This is a genomic window from Georgenia sunbinii (assembly GCF_036421875.1).
GTDB classification, from domain to species: Bacteria; Actinomycetota; Actinomycetes; order Actinomycetales; family Actinomycetaceae; genus Georgenia_B; species Georgenia_B sunbinii.
In genome coordinates this window covers 34,957-56,100 of record NZ_JAZGOL010000009.1, presented here as the reverse complement: position 1 = coordinate 56,100, position 21,144 = coordinate 34,957, and the positions used below count along the sequence as shown (strand labels likewise).

Sequence of the window (21,144 nt, the reverse complement as noted above, 5' to 3'; positions counted from 1 at the left end):
GCCGTGGCGGGGCGGTTCCCCGGTACGGTGAGCGGAGTTCCAGCGGAGCAACGGATCGGGGAGTATCAGTCATGGGCGAAGTCCGGGGCCGCGCCACAGAGCTCACCGACATCGACGAGGACGATCTCGAGGTCCGCGAGCCCACCGGAGCGGCCGGCGGCCTCAAGGCCGTCGGGGTCGCCTTCGAGCGCGGGCTGAAGCAGGGTGGCGTGAGCCGGACGCTGCGGTCGATGTACCGGGTCAACCAGCCCAACGGTGTGGACTGCCCGGGGTGCGCCTGGCCGGAGTCGATCACCGGCGACCGCAAGCGGATCGAGTTCTGCGAGAACGGTGCCAAGGCGCTGGCCGAGGAGAACACCACCCGCGTGGCCACGCCCGGGTGGTGGGCGAAGCACTCGATCTCGGAGCTCGCCGGCAAGAGCGAGTACTGGCTGGGCCAGTCCGGGCGCATCACCCACCCGATGATCATCCGCGAGGGAGACACCCACTACCGCCCCGTCGCCTGGGCGGAGGCGTTCGAGACCATCGCCGAGCACATCCGGGCCACCACGCCGGACCGGTGCACCTTCTACACCTCCGGCCGAACTCCCAACGAGACCGCGTTCATGTACCAGCTGTTCGCGCGCTGCCTCGGAACCAACAACCTGCCGGACTGCTCCAACATGTGCCACGAGTCCTCGGGCACCGCACTGAACCCCACGATCGGCATCGGCAAGGGCACGGTGTCCCTGGAGGACCTCGAGCACTCCGAGCTGGTCTTCGTGGTCGGGCAGAACCCGGGCACCAACCACCCCCGGATGCTCGCCTCGCTGGCCGAGTGCCGGAAGAACGGCGGCACGGTGGTGGCGGTGAACCCGCTGCCCGAGGCCGGGCTGCTCCGGTTCAAGGACCCGCAGACCCCTCGCGGACTGCTGGCCGACGGCGAGCCCATCAGTGACGAGTTCCTGCAGATCAAGGTCGGCGGCGACCAAGCCCTGTTCCAGGCACTGGGGCACCTGCTGCTGCAGCGGGAGGCCGAGGCACCCGGAGAGGTCATCGACCGGGACTTCATCGAGTCCGCCACCGACGGGTTCGCCGAGTACGCCGCCGCCCGCGCGCAGCTCGACTGGGCCGTGACCGAGACCGCCACCGGTCTGCAGCGCGCCGAGATCGAGCACATCGCCGACCTGCTGGCCGCCTCGAAAGCGACGATCTTCTGCTGGGCCCTGGGGATCACGCAGCAGCCGCACTCGGTGGACACCATCAAGGAGATCGTCAACCTGCTGCTGGTCCAGGGCAACTTCGGCAAGCCGGGGGCCGGGGCCTGCCCGGTGCGCGGCCACTCCAACGTCCAGGGTGACCGCACCTTCGGCATCTGGGAGAAGCCCACGGAGGACTTCCTCCAGCGCCTGGACGCCGAGTTCGAGATCACCTCACCCCGGGAGCACGGCTACGACTCGACCGAGACGATGATCGCCATGGCCCGGGGTGAGGTGGACGTCTTTGTCTCCCTCGGCGGCAACCTGGCGATGGCGAACTCGGACACCGCCCGCATGGAGGCAGGACTGCAGCGCACCGGGCTGACGGTGCACATCTCCACCAAGCCGAACCGTTCCCACGTGGTCCACGGCAAGACCTCCATCATCCTGCCCACGCTGGGTCGCACCGACCGGGACGACAAGCACCCGGGCGGGCCGCAGTTCCTGTCCGTGGAGAACTCGATGTCGGTGGTCAGCTCCACGCAGGGTCGCCTGGAGCCCGTCTCCGACCACCTGCTGGCCGAGCCGGTCGTCATCGCGCGGATCGCCGAGGCAGTCTTCGGTGCCGACCACCCGGTCGACTGGAAGGCGATGGCCGACGACTACGACGTCATCCGCGACCACGCCTCACGGGTCATCACCGGGACCGCGGACTACAACCGGCGGGTGCGGGACAAGTACGGCTTCGTGCTGCCAAACCCGCCGCGGGACCGGCGAGAGTTCGCCACAGACCAGGGCAAGGCACAGTTCACCGTCCGCGAGCTGGAGTACCTCACCCCACCGAAGGGCCATCTGGTCCTGCAGACCGTGCGCTCCCACGACCAGTACAACACCACCTTCTACGGGCTGGACGACCGGTACCGGGGCATCTCGGGCGGTCGCCGAGTCATCCTCATCCATCCCGGCGACCTCGCCGACGCCGGGTTCGTCGACCGCGAGCTGGTGGATGTGGTGTCCATGTTCCGCGGTGAGGAGCTGCGGGCCGACAGCTTCCGACTGGTGGCGTACCCGACCGCCCGGGGCTGCGCCGCGGCCTACTTCCCCGAAGCGAACGCGCTGGTGCACCGGAACCTCGTGGCGCGAGAGTCGAACACCCCGGGCTTCAAGGCGATCATGGTGCGCTTCGAGCGGCGGGTTGACGGACTGACGGACCTGGACGAGATGGCCTCGGCCATGGCGGGGCCGCCGGCCGGCGGCTGAGCCCGACGGCGCCGCTACGAGCGCCGCAGCACCGAGGCGAGGTGGTGCGCCATCGGTTCGCCCACCGCGGCCATCGCGAAGCCGGTAGTGAGCTCGTCCCCGGCGAGCGCGAGCCGGCGGACCGTCGCGTCCACCCGCTTTGCGGACCCGGAGTTCGCCACCCGGGAGCGGAGCTCGGCGACGAAGCCGTCCGCCGTCGTCGTCAGCGGCCCCTCGGCGAGCTCGGTCTGGCCGGTGGGCTGCGCCAGCACGAGCTCCATCGTGCCGTCGCCCGGGACACGGAGGTAGCCGGTCTCCACGTGCATCGGGCTGCCGGTGGGTGACCACGTCCGTTGCAGGTAGACGAGGAACGGCTTGCCGACGTCGGTGAACGTCAGCTCCTCGGTGTAGTCGAAGGGGGCGATCGTCGGGTACTCGCCGCGGCCGGCGCCTCGCCAGGTACCGACCAGGTCGGCGACGGGGCGGAGGTTCGGGTGCAGTGCCATGATCTGACGATAGGTCAGCGGCGCTCGTCCGTTCGGTACATGAGACGCTCGGCACGATGTCCACATCGTGAGATTTCACCGGAGTGCTGTCTCAACTCCATAACGATCAGGTTTCCGATCTGTTGCGGCCATCGCTATCCGCTCCCGGGCATGTGTAGGTTGTCCGCACCCGGCGTGCACCGCCGCACGCCGTCGGGTACCACCCGACGGTGTCGATCACGCGGCCCACGTCTCTCGCATCCAGGAGGAACATTGAAGATCAGGCGTACGGCACAGGCTGTCGCGGTCCTCGCGGCCGGATCGCTCGCCCTCGCGGCGTGCACCAGCCCCGCGGACGACGACAACGGCGACACCACCGGTGGTGACGACCAGACCGAGGACACCGGTGGCGGCGACACTCACGAGGGCACCGACAAGGCCGACCTCGGCGACGTGAGCACGGTCCAGGGGGACATCTTCTTCTCGACCGGGCAGGACGAGTTCACCGGCTACAACACGTTCACCTCGGGGACCTACTCGACGTACAACAACGTCATCTCCGACCGCTACCTCTCGAGCTTCTGGTACTTCGGCACGGACGGCACCATCTACCCGAACGAGGAGTTCGGCACCTACGAGGCCATCTCCGGCGTCGAGGACGACGGGCCGCTGGTCATCGAGTACACGATCGCCGACGACGCCGTGTGGTCAGACGGCACCCCGGTCACCAACCTCGACTACATGCTCGACTGGGTCTCGCAGAACCCGGAGGGCTGGCTGCCGCAGGGTGAGGACTCGCTGTTCGACCACGTCTCGCACTCCTTCGCCCAGTACGTGCCGGAGGGCCCGCAGGGCGAGCTCGGCGCCAAGACGTTCACGATCGAGTACGCCGAGAAGAACCCTGACTGGCCGATCATCGTCTCGTCGGCGTTCCCGGCGCACGTCGTGGCGGAGCAGATCGGGATGACGGCCGAGGAGTTCGGCCAGGCGATCCGCGACGAGGACGTCGAGGCGATGGAGCAGGCCGCCGAGTTCTGGAACACCGGCTGGCTCTCGAACCCGGGCGAGGTGCCGGACGAGTCACTCGCGCCGTCCAACGGCCCGTACCGCTTCATGGAGGGTGGCTGGACCGCTGGTCAGTCGATCACCCTCGAGGCCAATCCCAACTACTGGGGCACCCCGCCCGCCACCGAGAAGGTGACCTTCCGCTTCCTGGACGCCTCGACGCACACGCAGTCGCTGGAGAACGGTGACCTCAACGTCATCGAGCCGCAGGCGACCGTGGACACGGTGCCGGACCTCGAGGCACTCGGCGACGCCGTCGAGATCAAGACGGGCTCGGAGCTCACGTGGGAGCACGTGGACTTCAACTTCCTCGAGGGCAACGTCTTCGCCGACGACCAGGGCGGCCTGGCGCTGCGCGAGGCCTTCGCCTACTGCCTGCCCCGCGAGCAGATCGTGGAGAACCTCATCCGCCCGATCGACCCCGAGGCCGTCGTCATGAACGCCCGCGAGGTCTTCCCGTTCCAGGACAACTACGACGAGGTCGTGGACGCCGCTTACGACGGCCGCTTCGACGAGGTGGACCTCGACGAGGCCACCCGTCTGGTCGAGGAGTCCGGCATCACGACCCCGATCGATGTCCGCATCGGCTACTCGGCGCCCAACCCGCGCCGTACCGCGCAGGTCGAGATGATCAAGTCCAGCTGTGACCAGGCCGGCTTCAACGTCATCGACACCGGCACGGCGGACTTCTTCTCCAACGCCATCGTCGCCGGCGACTATGAGGTCGCACTGTTCGCCTGGGCCGGCTCCGGCCAGATCACCTCGGGCGAGAACATCTACGCCACCGACCGCCCGCAGAACTACGGCAAGTTCTCCAACGCCGACGTCGACGCGGCATGGAGCACGCTGGCCAGCTCGCTCGACCCCGAGGTGCAGGCCGAGCAGGTCAAGGTCATCGAGGGGCTGCTGTGGGACAACCTGTACGGCATCCCGATCTTCGCCCACCCGGGCGTCGTCGCCCACACCGCCGGGATGGAGAACGTCCGGCACACCGCGGCGCAGTCCGGCGTCAGCTGGAACGCCGAGCAGTGGCTGCTGCCGGAGTGATCCGACGCCAGCCCAGGTGATCGCCTCGCGGTCGCCACGTCCCCGTTGAGAGCCCGTGGGGCAGGAGCAGCAACCCCGCTCCTGCCCCACCGGCTTGCGTGTACGGTGCAGCGACGTGACACTGCCATGCGGCAAGCTAGCCCCATCCGCCGCTGGGTCGAGCGCACCAGAGTGTTCCCCTGAACCGACCCAGTTCTGAAGGGTAAGTACGTGACCAAGTTCATCCTGCGCAGGCTGGGGATCTCGTTCCTCGTCCTGCTCGGCGGTTCCCTGCTCATGTTCGTCCTGACCATCAACTCGGGCGACCCTCTGCAGGACTTGCGGGAGTCGAACGATCCCAACCGGGACAACCTCATCGCGCAGCGCACCGCCAACATGCAGCTCGACGCCCCGTGGTACGAGCGCTACCTCAGCTGGCTCACCGGGGTGGGCAAGTGCGTGGTCGGCGCCTGCGACCTCGGGGTCAACCGGGCCGGGATCCCGGTGGCCAGCCTGCTGGAGAACGCCGCCGGCGCCACGCTGCGCCTGGTCATCCTCGCCACGCTGCTCGCCATCGTCATCGGCGTCGGCGTCGGGATCCTCACCGCGATCCGTCAGTACTCCGGCTTCGACTACGTCGTCACGTTCCTCGCCTTCATGTTCTACTCGCTGCCGGTCTTCTGGGCAGCGGTGCTGCTCAAGGACTACGGCGCGATCCGCTTCAACGACTGGATCGCCGACCCGGCCATGTCAGTGGGCCAGATAGCCGTCATCGCGATCGTGCTCGCGCTCATCATCGCCGGGGCGCTGGGCGGCGACACCCGGCGACGGCTCATCACCGGCGGGGCGACCTTCGCCTTCGTCTTCGCCGCGATGTTCTACTTCGACGCGGTCAACTGGTACCGCCAGCCCTCCTTCGGCATCGCGATCGTCGCCATCGCCTCGATCGGTGCCGCGTTCCTCGTCGTCGCCCTCACTTCCGGCCTGGGTAACCGCAACGTGCTCTATGCGGCGCTGACCACGGTGGCCGCGGGCATCGTGTCCTACTTCGTGTTCTCCGCCCAGCTCGCCGAGCCCAGCTGGGGCGTGCTGTTCGCGCTCTTCGCAGTGGCGATCGTCGTCGCGGTCGTCAGCGGCGCGCTATGGGGCGGCTACTCCCGGAAGATGGCGATCTGGGTGTCGGTCGCCACCGCGACGCTCATGAGCATCATCATCGTCGCGGACAAGGCGCTGTCGAGCTGGGCGAGCTACCTGGCCGTGGTGCGCAACGGCCGTCCGGTCTCGACCATCGGCGCCGAGACACCGAACTTCGATGGCACCTTCTGGCAGGAGTTCCTCGACAAGGGCACCCAGCTCATCCTGCCGACGATCCTCCTCACCCTCATCTCGGTGGCGAGCTACAGCCGCTACACCCGGTCCTCGATGCTCGAGGTGCTCGAGCAGGACTATGTGCGCACGGCCCGGGCCAAGGGCCTCTCGGAGCGGGTGGTCATCACCAAGCACGCCTTCCGCAACGCGCTCATCCCGATCACCACGATCGTCGCCTTCGACTTCGCCGGCCTCATCGGCGGCGCCGTCCTCACCGAGACGGTCTTCGGCTGGAAAGGCATGGGGGAGCTGTTCCGTACCGGGCTCGTCGAGGTGGACCCGGCGCCCGTGATGGCGTTCTTCCTCGTCACCGGCACCGCCGCCGTCATCATGAACATGCTGGCGGACATCGCCTATGCCTTCCTCGACCCGCGGATCCGGCGGTGATCGCGATGAGAGTGCAGCGAACCACCCGCCACGCCCACACCGCCCGCGCCGGAGGCAGCCATGAGTGATCGCAAGAGGCCCGAGGACCCGAAGAGGCCCGAGGACATCGTCCCCATCCCGGCGGCCCAGGGGATGGACCCGGGCACGTTGCAGAACATCGACAAGCTGTCGATCGAGGAGGACCTCGACGGCAAGACCGACAAGTCCTACTCCCAGGGGCAGCTCGTCCTGCGGCGCTTCCTGCGCCACCGCGGCGCGATGGTGTCCCTCACCGTCCTCGCACTGATCACGGTGCTCGCCTACAGCTCGATCGGCTGGGGCCCGTTCCCCGGCTGGTGGAAGCACAGCTACACGCTGGCGGGCACCGTCATCGACGGCGGCCGTCCCACGCTGAGCATCTGGCCCGTCCAGATCGGTGAGCACCCCTTCGGGCAGGACAACGCGGGCAAGGACTTCTTCGCCCTCGTCATGCGCGGCACCCAGCGCTCGCTCATCATCGCCTTCGTCGTCGGGATCGTCTCCACGGTCCTGGGCACCGCCATCGGTGCTGCCGCCGGCTACTTCCGCGGCTGGGTCGAGGCCGTCCTCATGCGACTGACCGACCTGCTCATCGTCATCCCGCTGCTCGTCCTCGCCGCCGTCCTCGGCCAGATGAGCGGAACCATCTGGACGCTGGCACTCATGCTCGGCATCGTCACCTGGACCGGGCTCGCACGACTCGTCCGCGGCGAGGTCCTCTCGCTGCGCGAGCGAGAGTTCGTCGCCGCCGCCCGCGCGGTGGGCACCTCCCCGTGGCGGATCATCGTCAAGCACATCCTGCCCAACACGCTCGGCACGATCATCGTGTCCGCGACGCTGGCGATCGCCGCGGCGATCCTGCTGGAGACCTCGCTGTCCTTCCTCGGCTTCGGCGTCAAGCCGCCGGACACCTCGCTCGGCGTGCTCATCAGCACCTACCAGAGCTCGTTCAACTCCCGGCCGTGGCTGTTCTGGTGGCCCGGCCTGTTCATCCTCGGCATCGCGCTGTCCGTCAACTTCATCGGTGACGGGCTCCGTGACGCGTTCGACCCCCGGCAGAACAGGAACAAGGACTGATGGCCACCACCGCCGACCAGGCCCGCCCTGACGGGCCGGTCCTCTCCTTCACCGACCTCGACGTCCGCTTCAAGACCGAGTTCGGCTCGGTCCACGCCGTCAAGGGCATCTCGCTGGAGGTCAACCCCGGTGAGGTCGTCGCTCTCGTCGGTGAGTCCGGCTCGGGCAAGTCGGTCACCTCGATGACCGCGCTCGGGCTGCTGCCCAAGAACGCCCGCACCGGCGGGCAGGTGACCGTCGGCCCCAAGCAGGTGGACAAGCTCGACGAGCGCGGCTTGCGCCGGATGCGCGGCAACGACGTCGCTATGGTCTTCCAGGAGCCGATGACGGCGCTCAACCCGGTGCTGACCATCGGCACCCAACTCACCGAGGCCCTCGAGCTGCACGGCATCGCCTTCGGCAGTGCTGCCGACGAGCGCGCCATCGAGCTGCTGCGGATGGTCGGCATCCCCGAGCCGGAGCGCCGCCTCAAGCAGTACCCGCACGAGCTCTCCGGCGGGCAGCGCCAGCGCGTGGTCATCGCCATCGCGATCAGCTGCGACCCCACGGTGATCATCGCCGACGAGCCGACGACGGCGCTGGACGTCACCGTCCAGGCCGAGATCCTCGACCTGCTGCGGTCGTTGAAGGAGAAGCTCAACACCGGCATCCTGCTCATCACCCACAACATGGGCGTCGTCGCCGACATGGCCGACCGTGTCGCGGTGATGTTCAAGGGCGACCTCGTCGAGACCGGCACCGTCGACCAGGTGCTCAACCACCCCAAGCACGACTACACCAAGCGGCTGCTGGACGCCGTGCCGCACCTGGGCCGCGGTCGCTCCCAGTTCGGCTTCTCGGAGACCGGTCCGCCCGTGGCCGAGAACGAGACACCGGCGCTGGCGATGGAGAACCTCGTCATCGAGTACCAGCGGGCCGGCAAGCCGCCGTTCCGCGCGGTCGACGACGTCTCCTTCGACGTCCGCCAGGGCGAGATCGTCGGTCTCGTCGGCGAGTCCGGCTCGGGCAAGTCGACGATCGGCCGCTGCGCGCTCGGGCTCATCCCGGCGGTGGGTGGCACGGTCCGGATGTTCGGCGAGGACTTCGGTGCGCTGCGCCGCAAGGAGGCCAAGGCGCTGCGCAAGCGGATCGGGGTGATCTTCCAGGACCCGGCCGCCTCCCTCAACCCGCGGCTGCCCATCGGTGAGGTCATCTCCGAACCGATGGTCGTGCACAAGGTCGGCAGCAAGAAGTCGCGCCAGGAGAAGGTCTTCGAGCTGCTCGACGCCGTCCACCTACCGCGCAGCGTGTACAACCGCTACCCGCACGAGCTCTCCGGCGGCCAGCGCCAGCGGGTCTCGGTGGCCCGCGCGCTCACCCTCGAGCCCGAGCTGCTCGTCGCCGACGAGCCCACCTCCGCGCTCGACGTGTCGGTGCAGGCCAGCGTGCTGGCGATGTTCACCGAGCTGCAGCAGCGCTACCGCTTCGCCTGCCTGTTCGTCTCGCACGACCTCTCCGTCGTCGACCTCCTCGCCCACCGCGTCGTCGTGCTCCAGAACGGCAGGATCGTCGAGCAGGGCGCCCGGCTGGACGTGCTGCAGCACCCGCGCGAGGAGTACACCCAGCGGCTGCTGGCCGCCGCTCCGGTGCCCGAGCCGGGTGAGCAGCGCCGCCGCCGCGAGGAGCGCCACGCCCTCCTGCAGTCCTTCGGGGAGGAGATCACCGAGCTGCAGCTCGACCCGGACGCCACCACGGGAGCGACGGTGGACGAGGGGACGATCGGCGCCGGCCCGCTCGACGGGTCCACGCGCGAGTAGCTCTCCGATCGACGGGCGGGAAGGAGAACAGCCGCGATGAGGGTGCCTGGTCTCCTGCTGCGCCGAGCCCGCGCGCAGGCGGGGACGCTGCTGACGCTGCTCATCCTCGTCACCTGCGTCGCGGCGGTCCTCGCCGGCAGCATCGGCTACACCCGGGCCGCGAGCGTCGCGACGGTGCACGACACCCTCGAGGACGCCGCACCCACCGCCGCCGGGATCCAGGTGCAGACCCGGATCGCTGAGGACGCCCCGGCTCAGGACGCGGCCCTGCGCGCCGCCGTCGCCCGGCACCTCGGCGGGACCGAGCTCGACGTCGCTCGTGCCCTGCGTACCGAGCCGGCGTCGGCCACGGTCGCCGGCGCTGACGGCGGCGCCGGCGGCGAGGCCGAGCCGGTGCAGGTACGGGTGGTCCTCGGCGAGCTGCCCGCGGACCCGGCCGACATCACGGTCACCGGTGACCTGCCCGGCGCCGGCGAGGTGCTCGTGCCCGAGCAGAGCGCCGCAGACTCCGGCCTCGAGCCGGGGACCGTGCTCACCCTCCGGGACACCACCCTCACGGTCAGCGGCACGTGGCAGGCGCTGGACCCCGAGGCTCGTGCGTGGTTCGCCGACCCGATGGTCGCGGCCGGCGCCGACGGCACCACCTACGGCCCGCTCCTCACCGGGGCCGAGACGATCACCGACGTCGATCCCGCCCCCTTCGTCCGCTGGACGATCTACCCGCGCGCCGCCGACCTCAGCGTGGCCGACCTGCCCGGGCTGCAGGCCGGCATGGCCGAGCTCGACCACGCGCTCGACAACGCCGTCGCCGTGCGCGGCCTGACGATCGAGGGCACGCTCGCCCAGACGCTGGCCGAGCTCGAGCTGGCCACCAGCACCGCGGCGGCCGTCGGCCTCGTGCCGGTCGCGCTGCTCGCGATCATCTCCCTCGTCGCGCTCGTCCAGGTCGTGCGCCTGCTGGGGCTGGCACGTTCGCGGGAGGTGGAGATCCTCGTGGCGCGAGGCGCCCACCCGCGCCAGGTGACGCTGTGGTCGGGCGCCGAGATCGCCGTCGTCTCGGTGCTCGGGGCAGCCCTGGGGACCGCGGTGGCGCTCGTCGTCGTCGGCCGGCTCGACGGCGGGGCAGCGGAGCGCGGGCTCGTCCTCGCCGTCGGGGCCGTCGTCGCGGTCCTGGCGCTCGCCGGTGGCACGGTGGTCGCCGGGCTGCAGGCCCGGGCGGTCGCCCGCCGGCTGGTCGCCGACCGGTCCGGCCGGCTGCAGAGCGCCGCCGCCGTCGGGAGCGTCGCGCTGGCTGCGGCCGCCGCGGTGCTCTCGTCCTGGCAGCTGCTGCGGCACGGCAGCCCCCTCATCACGGCCGATGACGGCACCACCCAGGCCGACGTCCTCGCCGTCGTCTCCCTCGGTGCGGTGCTGGGCGCGCTCGCGATGCTCGCCCTCGTGCTGCTCGGGCCGCTCACGCAGGTGGTGGCCGCGACCCGGGCACGGTCCCGCGGGCTGGCCGGGGTGCTGGCGGCCCGGCAAGTCTCGCGGCGGGTGCGGGCCTACGCCGTCCCGCTCGTGCTCGTCGTGCTCGCGGCGGCGGCGACCACGGTCGCGTCGTCGTTCGCCGGTGCCACCGTCACCCAGCGCGAGCAGGTGTCGGCGCTCGCGGTCGGCACCGATGTCCGGGTGACGGTCCCCACCGGCGCGACCTCGCGTCTCGCCCAGCCGCAGTCCGTGTCCGCGCTGCCCTACGCCGGGCTGGCCGGCGTCGAGGGCGCGGGGGTGGTGCTGCGCGGCAGCGGGACCTTCGGCGAGCTGCCGGTGGCGGTGACCGCGCTGGACACCGCGCGGCTCACGGAGGTCATGCGGGTCCCGGAGCGGAGCGGGCTCGGCCCCGCTTCCGCCGGGCTCGCGCCAGAGGCTGGTGCCGGGATCGTCGTGCCCGCCGGCACCGAGACGCTCGAGCTCACGGTCCGGGCGCTGGTGGCGACCACTCCCGAGGCACTCGCCGCCGAGGAGGAGTCGCGCCAGTCGGAGCGTGAGTACCTCCTCAGCGAAGGATTGACCGAGGCGGAGGCCGAGGAGATCGTCGCGGCCGGCGCCGAGTCCGCCCGGCGGGGGACGACCGAGCTGCGTACGACGCTCTGGGTGCTCGACGGGGACGGCGCCCCGAGCATGCTCACCGCCGACCCGCTCACCGTCCAACCGGAAGGCACCGGCGGCCCCGACGTCGGCCCGGAGCCCGCCGAGCACACCCTGCGGGTCGCGCTGCCGGGACCCGACGAGTACCGAGTGGTCGCGCTCGACGTCGGCCTCCAGCGCTACCAGGTCGACACCGAGCTCTCCTACGAGGTGCGCTCGGTGACGGCCGACGGCGAGGACCTCGCGCTGGGCGACGCCGCCTGGGCGCGGGTTGCCGAGCCCGCGGTCACCGAGCTCGAGCCGGCAGGCAGCATCGGCATCACGGGCACCGTCCGCTACGACTGGCAGCTGCCGGACCCCGCACTCCTGCTGCGGCTGGTCCCCGAGCCGCCACCGGCGCAGGTCCCGGCGGTCCTCAGCGAGCACCTCGCGATAACTGCCGACCTCGGTGCCGGCGACCGCGCCACCGTGCACCTGCGCGGAGCGGGCATCGCCATCACGGTCAGCGACATCGTCCCCGCGGTCCCGGGCGGGCTCGAGGCGGACGCCGTGCTGCTCGACCTCGGCGCGCTCAGCAGGTACCTGCTCGGGGAGCAGGGCAGCGTGCTGCTGCCGGGCGACGTGTGGCTCGCCCTCGAGCCGGACCTCGTCGGCGACGTCGCCGCCGCACGTGAGGTCGCCGACGCCGCTCGGACGGTCGGCGGCCCGCAGGCCGTGACCGACGTCGCCGGGGACGACCTCACCGACTCCGCGGCCTCGGTGCGCGAGACCTTCTGGATCACCGCCGCCGGCGCGGTGCTGCTGGCGCTCACCGGCGTCGCGGCGGTCGCCCTCGCCCTCGCGCGGGAGCGTCGCAACGAGGTCATGGTGCTGCGTGCGCTCGGCCTGCCGCCCGGGCGCCAGGCACGGTCCCGCTCGGCCGAGCTGCTCGGCGTCGGCGCGCTCGGGGCCGTGCTCGGCGTGGCTGCGGGCTGGGCCGCCGCGGCGCTGCTCGTGCCGACCCTCGCGCGGGCCGCCGCCACCGAGTCCACCGCGCTCCCGCTGGGCCGCCACCTCGAGCTCGCGCCCGCACTCCTGCTGCTCGCCGTGCTCGCCGCCGGACTGGTCGTCGTCGCCGTCGTCGTCGCCGCCCGGGTGCGGGCGCAGGCGCTGGACGCCGAGTACCGGGAGGAGGTCCGATGAGGGGACTGCTCCGGCTCACCCGCCGGCAGGCCGCCGCGCACCGCTCGGTGCCGGTCGCGCTCGTGCTGCTCGTGCTGCTCGTCGCCGGCGTCGTCACCGCCTGGCCCCGGCTGCTCGCCGACGTCGACGACCGCCAGACCACCCACGAGATCGCCGGTGCCAGCGCCCTCGATCGCGACGTCGTCGGCGTTCTTCCCAGCATGTGGCCGTCGTTCGAGATCCCCGAGCCGGGCAGCACCCCGTTCGAGCCGGCGGTCGAGGAGAACGTCGGTGGCATCCACGTGGCGCTGGAGGAGCTGCGCGCCGAGCAGCCGCAGCCGCTGCGGAGCATGCTCGGCGACCCCCGGTTCTGGGTGATGACCTCGCGGCTACAGCTCGTCGTGCCCGAGGGTGCCGCGATCGGGAGGCAGGACGTCAGTCTCAAGGTCGAGCCGCAGCTCGAGGACGACGTCACACTCGTCGACGGCGAGTGGCCGGACGCCCCGGTGCTGCTCGACCCGTTCGCCGACCTGACCGACGCCGAACGTGGCGAGCTCATGGCCGACGACTACGCCGAGCTCGAAGCCGCGGCCGTGGCAGCGATGGGACCGTTCGAGGTCGCGCTCTCCGCGCCGGCGGCCGAGGCGCTCGAGTGGGAGGTCGGCACCGAGCGGCAGGCGGCCGGCCACCCGATGCCGCTGCTGCTCACCGGCACCTTCGAGGCGGACGACCTCGACTCCGGCTACTGGGTGCACAACCCGTTCTCGGCCGAGCCGTACATCATCGACGACCTCAACCTCGGTACCTCCGGGCACGCCGCGGCCTACATGAATCCGACGTGGAGCGGCTGGTTCCCTGCGGACTCCGTGCCGATGACCTTCTCCACGCAGGTGTGGTACCCGCTCGACGTCGAGGAGCTGTCCGCCGCGGACGTCACCAGCGCCGCGGCGCAGGTCGTCAACTTCACCGCGCCCCAGCCGCTGGGCAGCAGGGGTGCCGGCTCGCAGGACGGGGCGACCGACGGGCCGGCGCCGATGCCAGGGGGTGGCGGCGAGGTAGAGGTCCGGTTCGCCACCGGGCTGGGCGACGTCCTCGACCGCATCCAGCAGCAGCAGGCGGTGACCTCGACGGTGCTGGCGATCGTCGCCGCCGGGCCGCTCGGCGTCACGCTGGCGGTGTTCTTCCTCGGCGCTACCCTGCTCATCTCCCGGCGCCGCTCCGCGCTCGCGCTGCTGTCCGCCCGCGGTGGCTCCGGTGGGCAGCTGCGCAGCATGCTCGCCCTCGAGGGGCTCGCCATCGGGGTGCCGGCCGCTGCCCTCGGCGCCGCCGGCGCCATCGCGTTGCTGCCCGGCCGCACCTCGCCGTCGGACCTCGTCCTCACCGGTCTCGTCGCCGTGGCGCCGGCCGTCATGCTCGCTGCCGCCACCTCACCTCGCGGGCTGCGCGAGGGTCGCGCCGACCTCGGCACGCAGCGCAGCCGGTGGCGGTGGATCGTGGAGGTCGTCGTCCTCGGGGCCACCGCCGCGGCCCTGGTGCTGCTGCGCCAGCGCGGCGTCGAGCCGGGCGAGGGGCAGACCGACGTCCTTCTCACGGCGGCGCCGCTCCTGCTGGCGGTCTCGACCTGCGTGCTCGTGCTGCGGCTCTACCCGTTGCCGGTGCGGGCGCTCGCAGGTGTGCTCCACCGCCGCCGCGGCGTCACTGCCTTCCTCGGTTCTGCTCGAGCGGTCCGCGAGCCGGCCGGGGGGCTGGTGCCCGCGATCGCGCTCGTCATCGGGGTGTCGGTCGCGGTGTTCTCCGCCGTGCTCTCCTCGACCGTCAGCACGGGGGTGCAGACCACCGCCTGGCAGAGCGTGGGCGCCGACCTGCGGCTCACCGGACCGGTGTTCGACGCCGAGCAGGTCACCGCGGTCGAGGCCATCCCTGGTGTCGAGCACACCACCGCGGTGGCCGACGGCGGCACCGTCAGAGCTGCCGGCGAGCGCCTCGACCTCGTGCTCGTCGACCCGGACGCGCTGCGGGACGTCCAGCGCGAGGGGATCGGGATCGACCAGCTGCCCGATGAGCTGGTCGGAGCGGGTACTGATGGCGACGCGGCCGCGCCGGTCCCGGCGGTGCTCGCCACGGCCGCCGCGGACATGCTCGGCGCCGAGGTCGGCAGCGAGGTGTCGCTGACCGCCGGTGGCAGCGTGACGCTGCGTGTCGTCGCCACCGTGGACGCGCTGGCCGGCACCGGTACGGGCAGCGAGTTCGTCGCCGTCGACCGCGCCGCGTTCGCGGCCGCCGGTGGCCGCGACCCGCTCGCGCGGACGCTGCTCGTCGACGTCGCCGACGGCGAGGACCCGACCGCCGTGCTCGAGCAGATCCGGGACGTCGAGCCGGTCGCCAAGGCGCAGAACCCGGCCGGGGACGCGAGCAACTTCCTCGCCTCCCCGATGGCCGGCGGGATGAACGCCGCGATCACGGTCGCCGTCGTGCTCAGCGTGCTGCTCGTGCTCGTCGCGGTGGTCATGACCCAGCTGCTCGGTGCCCCGGTGCGTTCCCGGCTGCTGGCCGTGCTGCGCACCCTCGGGCTGGACCGACGCCAGGCCCGCGGGGTCGTCGCGTGGGAGCTGGGCCCGCTCGCCGTCGTCGCCGTCATCGCCGGTGGGGTGCTCGGCGTCGTCGTGCCGTGGGTGGTGCTCGGCGCGATGGACCTGCGTGCGCTCACCGGCGGCGAGGAGCAGCCGGCGCTCGTGCTCGACCCGCTGGTCATCGGCGGGGTGCTCGGTGGGGTAGCGGTGGCGACCGCGCTCGCGATCGCGGTGTCCACCATGATGAGCAGCCGGGCCGACACGGCCACCGAGCTGCGGATGGGTGAGGAGAGATGAGGCCGACATGACCACGACAGCACCGGCGGTGACCGGGGACGGGCCCGACATCGTCTGCCAGGACCTCGTGCGGATCTTCTCCACCGAGGGGGTGGAGGTACAGGCGCTGCAGGGACTCACGCTGCGGGTCGACCGCGGTGACGTCGTCGCGATCGTCGGCGCCTCCGGCTCGGGGAAGTCGACGCTGCTCTCGATCCTCTCCGGGCTGGACCGGCCGACCGGGGGCTCGGCGATCGTCGCCGGCACCGACCTCGGCACCATGAGCCGGGCGGCACGGGTGCGGTTCCAGCGCCACACCGTGGGCTTCGTGTGGCAGCAGACCTCACGGAACTTGCTGCCCTACCTCACCGCGGCGCAGAACATCGCGGTGCCGCTCGTCCTCGCCGGGGCCGCAGCGCGGGCCGCGCGGGTGGACGAGCTGCTCGAGGTCCTCGGGATCGAGCACTGCCGCGACCGCCGCCCGGAGCAGCTGAGCGGCGGCGAGCAGCAGCGGACCGCGATCGCGGTGGCGCTGGCGAACTCGCCGCGGGTGCTGCTCGCCGACGAGCCCACCGGCGAGCTCGACGACGCCACCAGTGCCGAGGTACTCGACGCCCTGCGCTCGGCGTCGGAGCGGCTCGGTGTCACCGTGCTCATCGTCACCCACGACCCGACCGTCTCCGAGCACGTGCGGCGCACGGTCCAGATCCGTGACGGCCGGACGTCGACCGAGGTGCTGCGCCGCACCGAGGTCGACCACACCGGGACGGAGGTGCACGTCGCCGAGGAGTTCGCGGTGATGGACCGTGCCGGACGGCTGCAGCTGCCCGAGGAGTTCGTCTCCGCGCTCGAGCTGCGCGACCGGGTACGCCTGGCGCTGGAGACTGACCACGTCGGCGTCTGGCCCGACGGGGCGCGGCGGGCTGGGGACGACGGGCCGGGACTGCCTGCTACGCCGTCGTCGGGCACGGGGCGACCGAGCCGACGAGCACTGCGTGACCGTTCGGAGGAGAACGATGGTTGAGCCACTGCTGAGCGCCGAGGGCGTGAGCCGGGTCTTCTCGACCGGCGCCGGGGACGTGCACGCGCTCACCGACGTGAGCATCGCGGCGCGGCCCGGCGAGCTGGTGGTCGTGCGCGGGCCGTCGGGCTCCGGGAAGACGACTCTGCTCAACCTGCTCGGCGGGCTCGACCGGCCCACGAGCGGCCGCGTGCTGCTCGGCGACGGGCGCGAGCTGTCCGCGCTGCCGGAGAAGGACGTGCTGGAGGTGCGCCGCACCCAGGTCAGCTACGTGTTCCAGTCCTTCGGGCTCATCCCCGTGCTGTCGGCCGCGGAGAACGTCGAGATCCCGTTACGGCTGCTCGAGGTCGCACCGGCCGAGCGGGACGAGCGGGTCGCGGCTGTGCTGGAGCTCGTGGGACTCTCCGGGCACGTGAAGCAGCGGCCCTACGAGCTGTCCGGGGGCCAGCAGCAGCGGGTCGGCATCGCGCGGGCGCTGGTCTCCGACCCGCAGGTCCTTCTCGCCGACGAGCCCACCGGCCAGCTCGACTCCGCGACCGCCGCCTCGATCATGGACCTGCTCCACGACCTCACCCGCAGCCGCGGCCTGGCAGCAGTGGTCTCCACGCACGACCCCGTCCTCATGGCCCGCGCCGACGCCGTCGTCGAGCTCCACGACGGCACCCTGGCACCCGCCTGATCCCGCCGCGCCTCCCGCGCGCCTCCCGCGCCGTCCGCCTCCCGCCGCCCGCCTCCCGCCGCCCGCCTCGTCCGCCTCCCGTCTTCCGCCTTCCTGGTGAACCGGGGGTTCCGATCATCGTCCGGGGGCTGGATCACGCGGATATGAGGGAAACCCCCGGTCAGCCGCGACGCTTGGGTAGCGGACCTAGTAGTGCGGGGACCGGTCGGAGCTGCGCAACCGTCCGCGCCGGCAGCGAGGCGCACAGCTTGCGGAAGAGGGCGTCGGCGTCGCGGACGTCGTGGCGGTCGAGCCGGATGATAGTTGCGTGGCGGACTGTGCGGAGCAGGTCTTCGCGCCGCTTCTCGGCCATCACCGTGTCCACGGCGTGCTGTGCGTTAGCGAGTGGGTCGAGACCGTCGCCAGCGCGATACTTGATATCGCCGTCGTACTCGACGAGGAGGACGACCAGGCCGACGCACTGGCCGTCGCGGATGAGCTGCAGGTGCCAGCACAGGTCGACGAAGAAGACCTTACGGTCGATGTCGAACCGCTGCTGCAGCGTTGGGAGCGGGAGACCGTGAGAGATCGCAACCCAGCGGACGACGGACTCGTAAGGCGCTTCCGCCAGCGGGTGGGCACAGCGAATGATCTCGCGTGCCTGACGGCGACCGTGGTGCGGCCCCATCTCGACCAGCTCGAGAAGCCGGGTGCGAAGGTGCTGCATCGCCGCCAGGTCGACGGTGCGGTTGCGTGGGGATGGTGCGAGCAGCAGCCGCATACCGCTGTCGGCGATCGGCAGTGCCTCGCGCGGGTGCATCGACTTCGCACAGTCGACGATCGTCCGGGCAACGGTGGTGACTCGCCGCCCGTCGACCTCCGTGACGTCGTCGTCGGGGAGTGTCAGGCAGTGGCGGTGGAGCGCGTCGGGCGGGCGGTGGACCCTCGTGGGGTGAGTGACGTGCGTGCGCGTCTCGGGGTCGAGCACCCACAACCCGTGGAGAAGGGCGGCACTGGCGTGGCTGATCACTGCCTTGGGGGACAGCCGCAAGGTCGCAGCGGCGATCCCGGCCAGGGCGAGGTGCTCGGTCTGCTCCCAGGGCTTGGCAGCGGTGAGCGGCTCGACGAACGCGCCGCGGGCGACCGCGACATAGCCGAGCTTGCGTGCTTCGCGCGCGGCGTTGATCCCGAGCTCGCGGCTGAGGACGATCCGAGGAACGGGGCGTGGGGAGATGGTCAGTGCCATGCCCGAGCCTGGCGCGCGGCCGTGTCCGCAGGCGTCGGCTGGTGCGCCCGCGGTGGACGGCTGCACATCCGCCCCGCCCTGTGGAGCCACGAGCTGGATGGTGAGAATGCGCAGGTGGTGGGAGCGCCGTGCGCGGAGGCGGGTTGGCGCCGCCGGGTGCTTCGGGGGTTCGCCTCAATCTCCGATGTGCGGCACCCCGGATGATGATCGGAAACCCCGGTCCACCGGCCGCGGGGCGGGGGCCGCGAGCCGAGCGATGTGGGGCGGGCGCCGCGGGGCGGCGCCGGGGGAGTGGTGTGCGGCATAGGTGGGCGGCGTAGGCAAGGATCCGTGGGTGGCTGTAAGATTGACCGGCGGCACTCGGGCCTCGGGTGCCATCATGCTCGGCGCAACCGGTGTAACACCGCGTTCCGTACCGCAGTGCCGGCCCTCACAGGGGCGCTGCCGACGGCCGCAACATCTGCGCCAGCCGGGCACCCCTTCGCCGAGAAATCGAGTGCTGCGTATGCCTGTCCGCCATGATCTGCGAAATGTCGCCATCGTCGCCCACGTCGACCACGGGAAGACGACGATGGTCGACGCCATGCTGTGGCAGTCCGGCGCCTTCGGCGGACACCAGCACGTGGACGAGCGGGCGATGGACTCCGGTGACCTCGAGCGCGAGAAGGGCATCACCATTCTCGCGAAGAACACCACCGTCCACTACAAGGGCCCCGCGGCCGCAGCCGCCGGCGCCCCGGACGGCGTGACGATCAACGTCATCGACACCCCTGGTCACGCCGACTTCGGTGGCGAGGTGGAGCGCGGGCTGTCGATGGTCGACGGCGTCGTGCTGCTCGTCGACGCCAGCGAGGGTCCGCTGCCGCAGACCCGCTTCGTGCTGCGCAAGGCGCTGGCCGCCAAGCTGCCCGTGATCATCGTCGTCAACAAGGTGGACCGGCCCGACTCGCGGATCACCGAGGTCGTCGCCGAGGCCACCGACCTGCTCCTCGGGCTCGCCGGAGACCTGGCCGACGAGGTCCCCGACCTCGACCTCGACGCCATCCTCGAGGTCCCGGTCGTCTACGCCTCGGCCAAGGCCCGTCGCGCCTCGCTCGCGCAGCCCCTCGACGGCCAGCTGCCCGACAGCGAGGACCTCGAGGCGCTGTTCGCCACCATCCTCGACACCATCCCGGCGCCCACCTACGAGGAGGGCGCCCCGCTCCAGGCGCTCGTGACCAACCTCGATGCCTCCCCGTTCCTCGGCCGCCTCGCGCTGCTGCGGGTCTACAACGGCTCGCTCCACAAGGGCCAGACCGTCGGCTGGGCGCGGCGTGACGGCACCGTCAAGCCGGTCCGCATCTCCGAGCTGCTGCGCACCGAGGCGCTGGACCGCGTGCCCACCGACCGGGCCGACGCCGGCGAGATCGTCGCCGTCGCCGGGATCGAGGAGATCACCATCGGTGAGTCGCTCGTCGACCTCGACGACCCGAGGCCGCTGCCGCTCATCACCGTCGACGACCCGGCGATCTCGATGACCATCGGGATCAACACCTCGCCGCTGGCCGGCAAGGTCAAGGGCGCCAAGGTCACCGCCCGCCAGGTCAAGGACCGCCTCGACCGTGAGCTCATCGGCAACGTCTCGCTGAAGATCCTGCCCACCGAGCGCCCCGACGCCTGGGAGGTCCAGGGCCGTGGCGAGCTCGCGCTGGCGATCCTCGTCGAGCAGATGCGCCGTGAGGGCTTCGAGCTCACCGTCGGCAAGCCGCAGGTCGTCACCCGCGAGGTCGACGGCAAGGTCCACGAGCCGATGGAGCGGATGACCATCGACGTCCCCGAGGAGTTCCTCGGCACCGTCACCCAGCTGATGGCCTCCCGCAAGGGTCGCATGGAGACGATGGCCAACCACGGCACCGGCTGGGTGCGCATGGAGTTCGTCGTGCCCGCCCGCGGCCTCATCGGCTTCCGTACCCGGTTCCTCACCGAGACCCGCGGCACCGGCATCGCGGCGTCGATCGCGGAGGGCTACGAGCAGTGGCTCGGCCCGATCGAGCTGCGGACCTCCGGCTCGATGGTCGCCGACCGCGCCGGTGCGGTGACCCCGTTCGCGATGATCAACCTGCAGGAGCGCGGCTCGTTCTTCGTCGAGCCGACCTCCGCGGTGTACGAGGGCCAGGTCGTCGGTGAGAACTCCCGCGGTGACGACATGGACGTGAACATCACCAAGGAGAAGAAGCAGACGAACATGCGGGCCGCGGCGTCCGACACCTTCGAAAACCTCGTGCCGCCGCGCAAGCTCACGCTCGAGGAGTCGCTGGAGTTCGCCAACAACGACGAGTGCGTCGAGGTGACGCCGGAGTCGGTGCGGATCCGCAAGGTCATCCTCGACCGCGCCGACCGCTCCAAGTCCGTCGCTCGGGAGCGGCGCGCCAGCGTCTGACCTCGCGGGGCCGACGGCGCGCGTGACGTG

At 71.4% G+C, this 21,144-nt stretch carries 12 protein-coding genes; 10 read left to right on the top strand and 2 right to left on the bottom strand.

All coding sequences use genetic code 11. The features are described from left to right. Positions 1-71: 71 nt before the first annotated feature. On the top strand, positions 72-2,438 hold the full coding sequence (locus V2J52_RS16025; RefSeq protein WP_331228741.1) for an FdhF/YdeP family oxidoreductase: 2,367 nt from the start codon (positions 72-74) through the stop codon (positions 2,436-2,438). Positions 2,439-2,452: 14 nt separating this feature from the next. Here V2J52_RS16025 and V2J52_RS16020 read toward each other — a convergent pair whose 3' ends face one another. Beyond that, entirely contained in the window at positions 2,453-2,923 is a 471-nt protein-coding gene (locus V2J52_RS16020) for a heme-binding beta-barrel domain-containing protein (RefSeq protein WP_331228740.1), read from the bottom strand. Positions 2,924-3,175: 252 nt separating this feature from the next. Here V2J52_RS16020 and V2J52_RS16015 point away from each other — a divergent pair, with 252 nt between their 5' ends. From V2J52_RS16015 to V2J52_RS15980, 8 genes are all read left to right on the top strand, one after another. Next, entirely contained in the window at positions 3,176-5,014 is a 1,839-nt protein-coding gene (locus V2J52_RS16015) for an ABC transporter substrate-binding protein (RefSeq protein ID WP_331228739.1), read from the top strand. A gap of 210 nt (positions 5,015-5,224) precedes the next feature. Then, positions 5,225-6,748 (top strand): ABC transporter permease, encoded by a 1,524-nt coding sequence (locus tag V2J52_RS16010; protein WP_331228738.1) that lies wholly within the window; start codon positions 5,225-5,227, stop codon positions 6,746-6,748. A 60-nt stretch (positions 6,749-6,808) separates the two neighbouring features. After that, a complete protein-coding gene (locus tag V2J52_RS16005; RefSeq protein ID WP_331228737.1) occupies positions 6,809-7,843 on the top strand; it encodes an ABC transporter permease in 1,035 nt (344 codons plus the stop codon). After that, the gene (locus V2J52_RS16000; RefSeq protein ID WP_331228736.1) at positions 7,843-9,639 is read left to right on the top strand and encodes an ABC transporter ATP-binding protein; all 1,797 of its coding nucleotides are present in this window, start codon (positions 7,843-7,845) and stop codon (positions 9,637-9,639) included. Before V2J52_RS16005 ends, V2J52_RS16000 begins: the two co-directional genes overlap by 1 nt. Positions 9,640-9,675: 36 nt before the next feature. Continuing rightward, a complete protein-coding gene (locus V2J52_RS15995; RefSeq protein ID WP_331228735.1) occupies positions 9,676-12,945 on the top strand; it encodes an FtsX-like permease family protein in 3,270 nt (1,089 codons plus the stop codon). After that, positions 12,942-15,791 (top strand): FtsX-like permease family protein, encoded by a 2,850-nt coding sequence (locus tag V2J52_RS15990; RefSeq protein WP_331228734.1) that lies wholly within the window; start codon positions 12,942-12,944, stop codon positions 15,789-15,791. Before V2J52_RS15995 ends, V2J52_RS15990 begins: the two co-directional genes overlap by 4 nt. 7 nt (positions 15,792-15,798) lie before the next feature. Next, positions 15,799-16,794 (top strand): ABC transporter ATP-binding protein, encoded by a 996-nt coding sequence (locus tag V2J52_RS15985; RefSeq protein ID WP_331228733.1) that lies wholly within the window; start codon positions 15,799-15,801, stop codon positions 16,792-16,794. Continuing rightward, entirely contained in the window at positions 16,787-17,470 is a 684-nt protein-coding gene (locus tag V2J52_RS15980; RefSeq protein WP_331228732.1) for an ABC transporter ATP-binding protein, read from the top strand. The genes V2J52_RS15985 and V2J52_RS15980 overlap by 8 nt, the downstream gene beginning before the upstream one ends. A gap of 160 nt (positions 17,471-17,630) precedes the next feature. Here V2J52_RS15980 and V2J52_RS15975 read toward each other — a convergent pair whose 3' ends face one another. Continuing rightward, positions 17,631-18,695, bottom strand: a complete 1,065-nt coding sequence (locus V2J52_RS15975; protein WP_331228731.1) for a type IV toxin-antitoxin system AbiEi family antitoxin — start codon at positions 18,693-18,695, stop codon at positions 17,631-17,633. 505 nt (positions 18,696-19,200) lie between these two features. Between V2J52_RS15975 and typA the strand changes: the two genes are divergently transcribed. Beyond that, the gene (gene typA, locus V2J52_RS15970; RefSeq protein WP_331228730.1) at positions 19,201-21,114 is read left to right on the top strand and encodes a translational GTPase TypA; all 1,914 of its coding nucleotides are present in this window, start codon (positions 19,201-19,203) and stop codon (positions 21,112-21,114) included. Positions 21,115-21,144 lie beyond the last annotated feature (30 nt).

Excerpts from the sequence above, each read along its gene's own strand:
- V2J52_RS16025 (WP_331228741.1), top strand. The coding sequence starts at position 72 with ATGGGCGAAGTCCGGGGCCGCGCCACAGAGCTCACCGACATCGACGAG.
- typA (WP_331228730.1), top strand. The coding sequence starts at position 19,201 with ATGCCTGTCCGCCATGATCTGCGAAATGTCGCCATCGTCGCCCACGTC.
- V2J52_RS15995 (WP_331228735.1), top strand. The coding sequence starts at position 9,676 with ATGAGGGTGCCTGGTCTCCTGCTGCGCCGAGCCCGCGCGCAGGCGGGG.
- V2J52_RS15985 (WP_331228733.1), top strand. The coding sequence starts at position 15,799 with ATGACCACGACAGCACCGGCGGTGACCGGGGACGGGCCCGACATCGTC.
- V2J52_RS15975 (WP_331228731.1), bottom strand. The coding sequence starts at position 18,695 with ATGGCACTGACCATCTCCCCACGCCCCGTTCCTCGGATCGTCCTCAGC.
- V2J52_RS16020 (WP_331228740.1), bottom strand. The coding sequence starts at position 2,923 with ATGGCACTGCACCCGAACCTCCGCCCCGTCGCCGACCTGGTCGGTACC.
- V2J52_RS16000 (WP_331228736.1), top strand. The coding sequence starts at position 7,843 with ATGGCCACCACCGCCGACCAGGCCCGCCCTGACGGGCCGGTCCTCTCC.
- V2J52_RS16005 (WP_331228737.1), top strand. The coding sequence starts at position 6,809 with ATGAGTGATCGCAAGAGGCCCGAGGACCCGAAGAGGCCCGAGGACATC.
- V2J52_RS15990 (WP_331228734.1), top strand. The coding sequence starts at position 12,942 with ATGAGGGGACTGCTCCGGCTCACCCGCCGGCAGGCCGCCGCGCACCGC.
- V2J52_RS15980 (WP_331228732.1), top strand. The coding sequence starts at position 16,787 with ATGGTTGAGCCACTGCTGAGCGCCGAGGGCGTGAGCCGGGTCTTCTCG.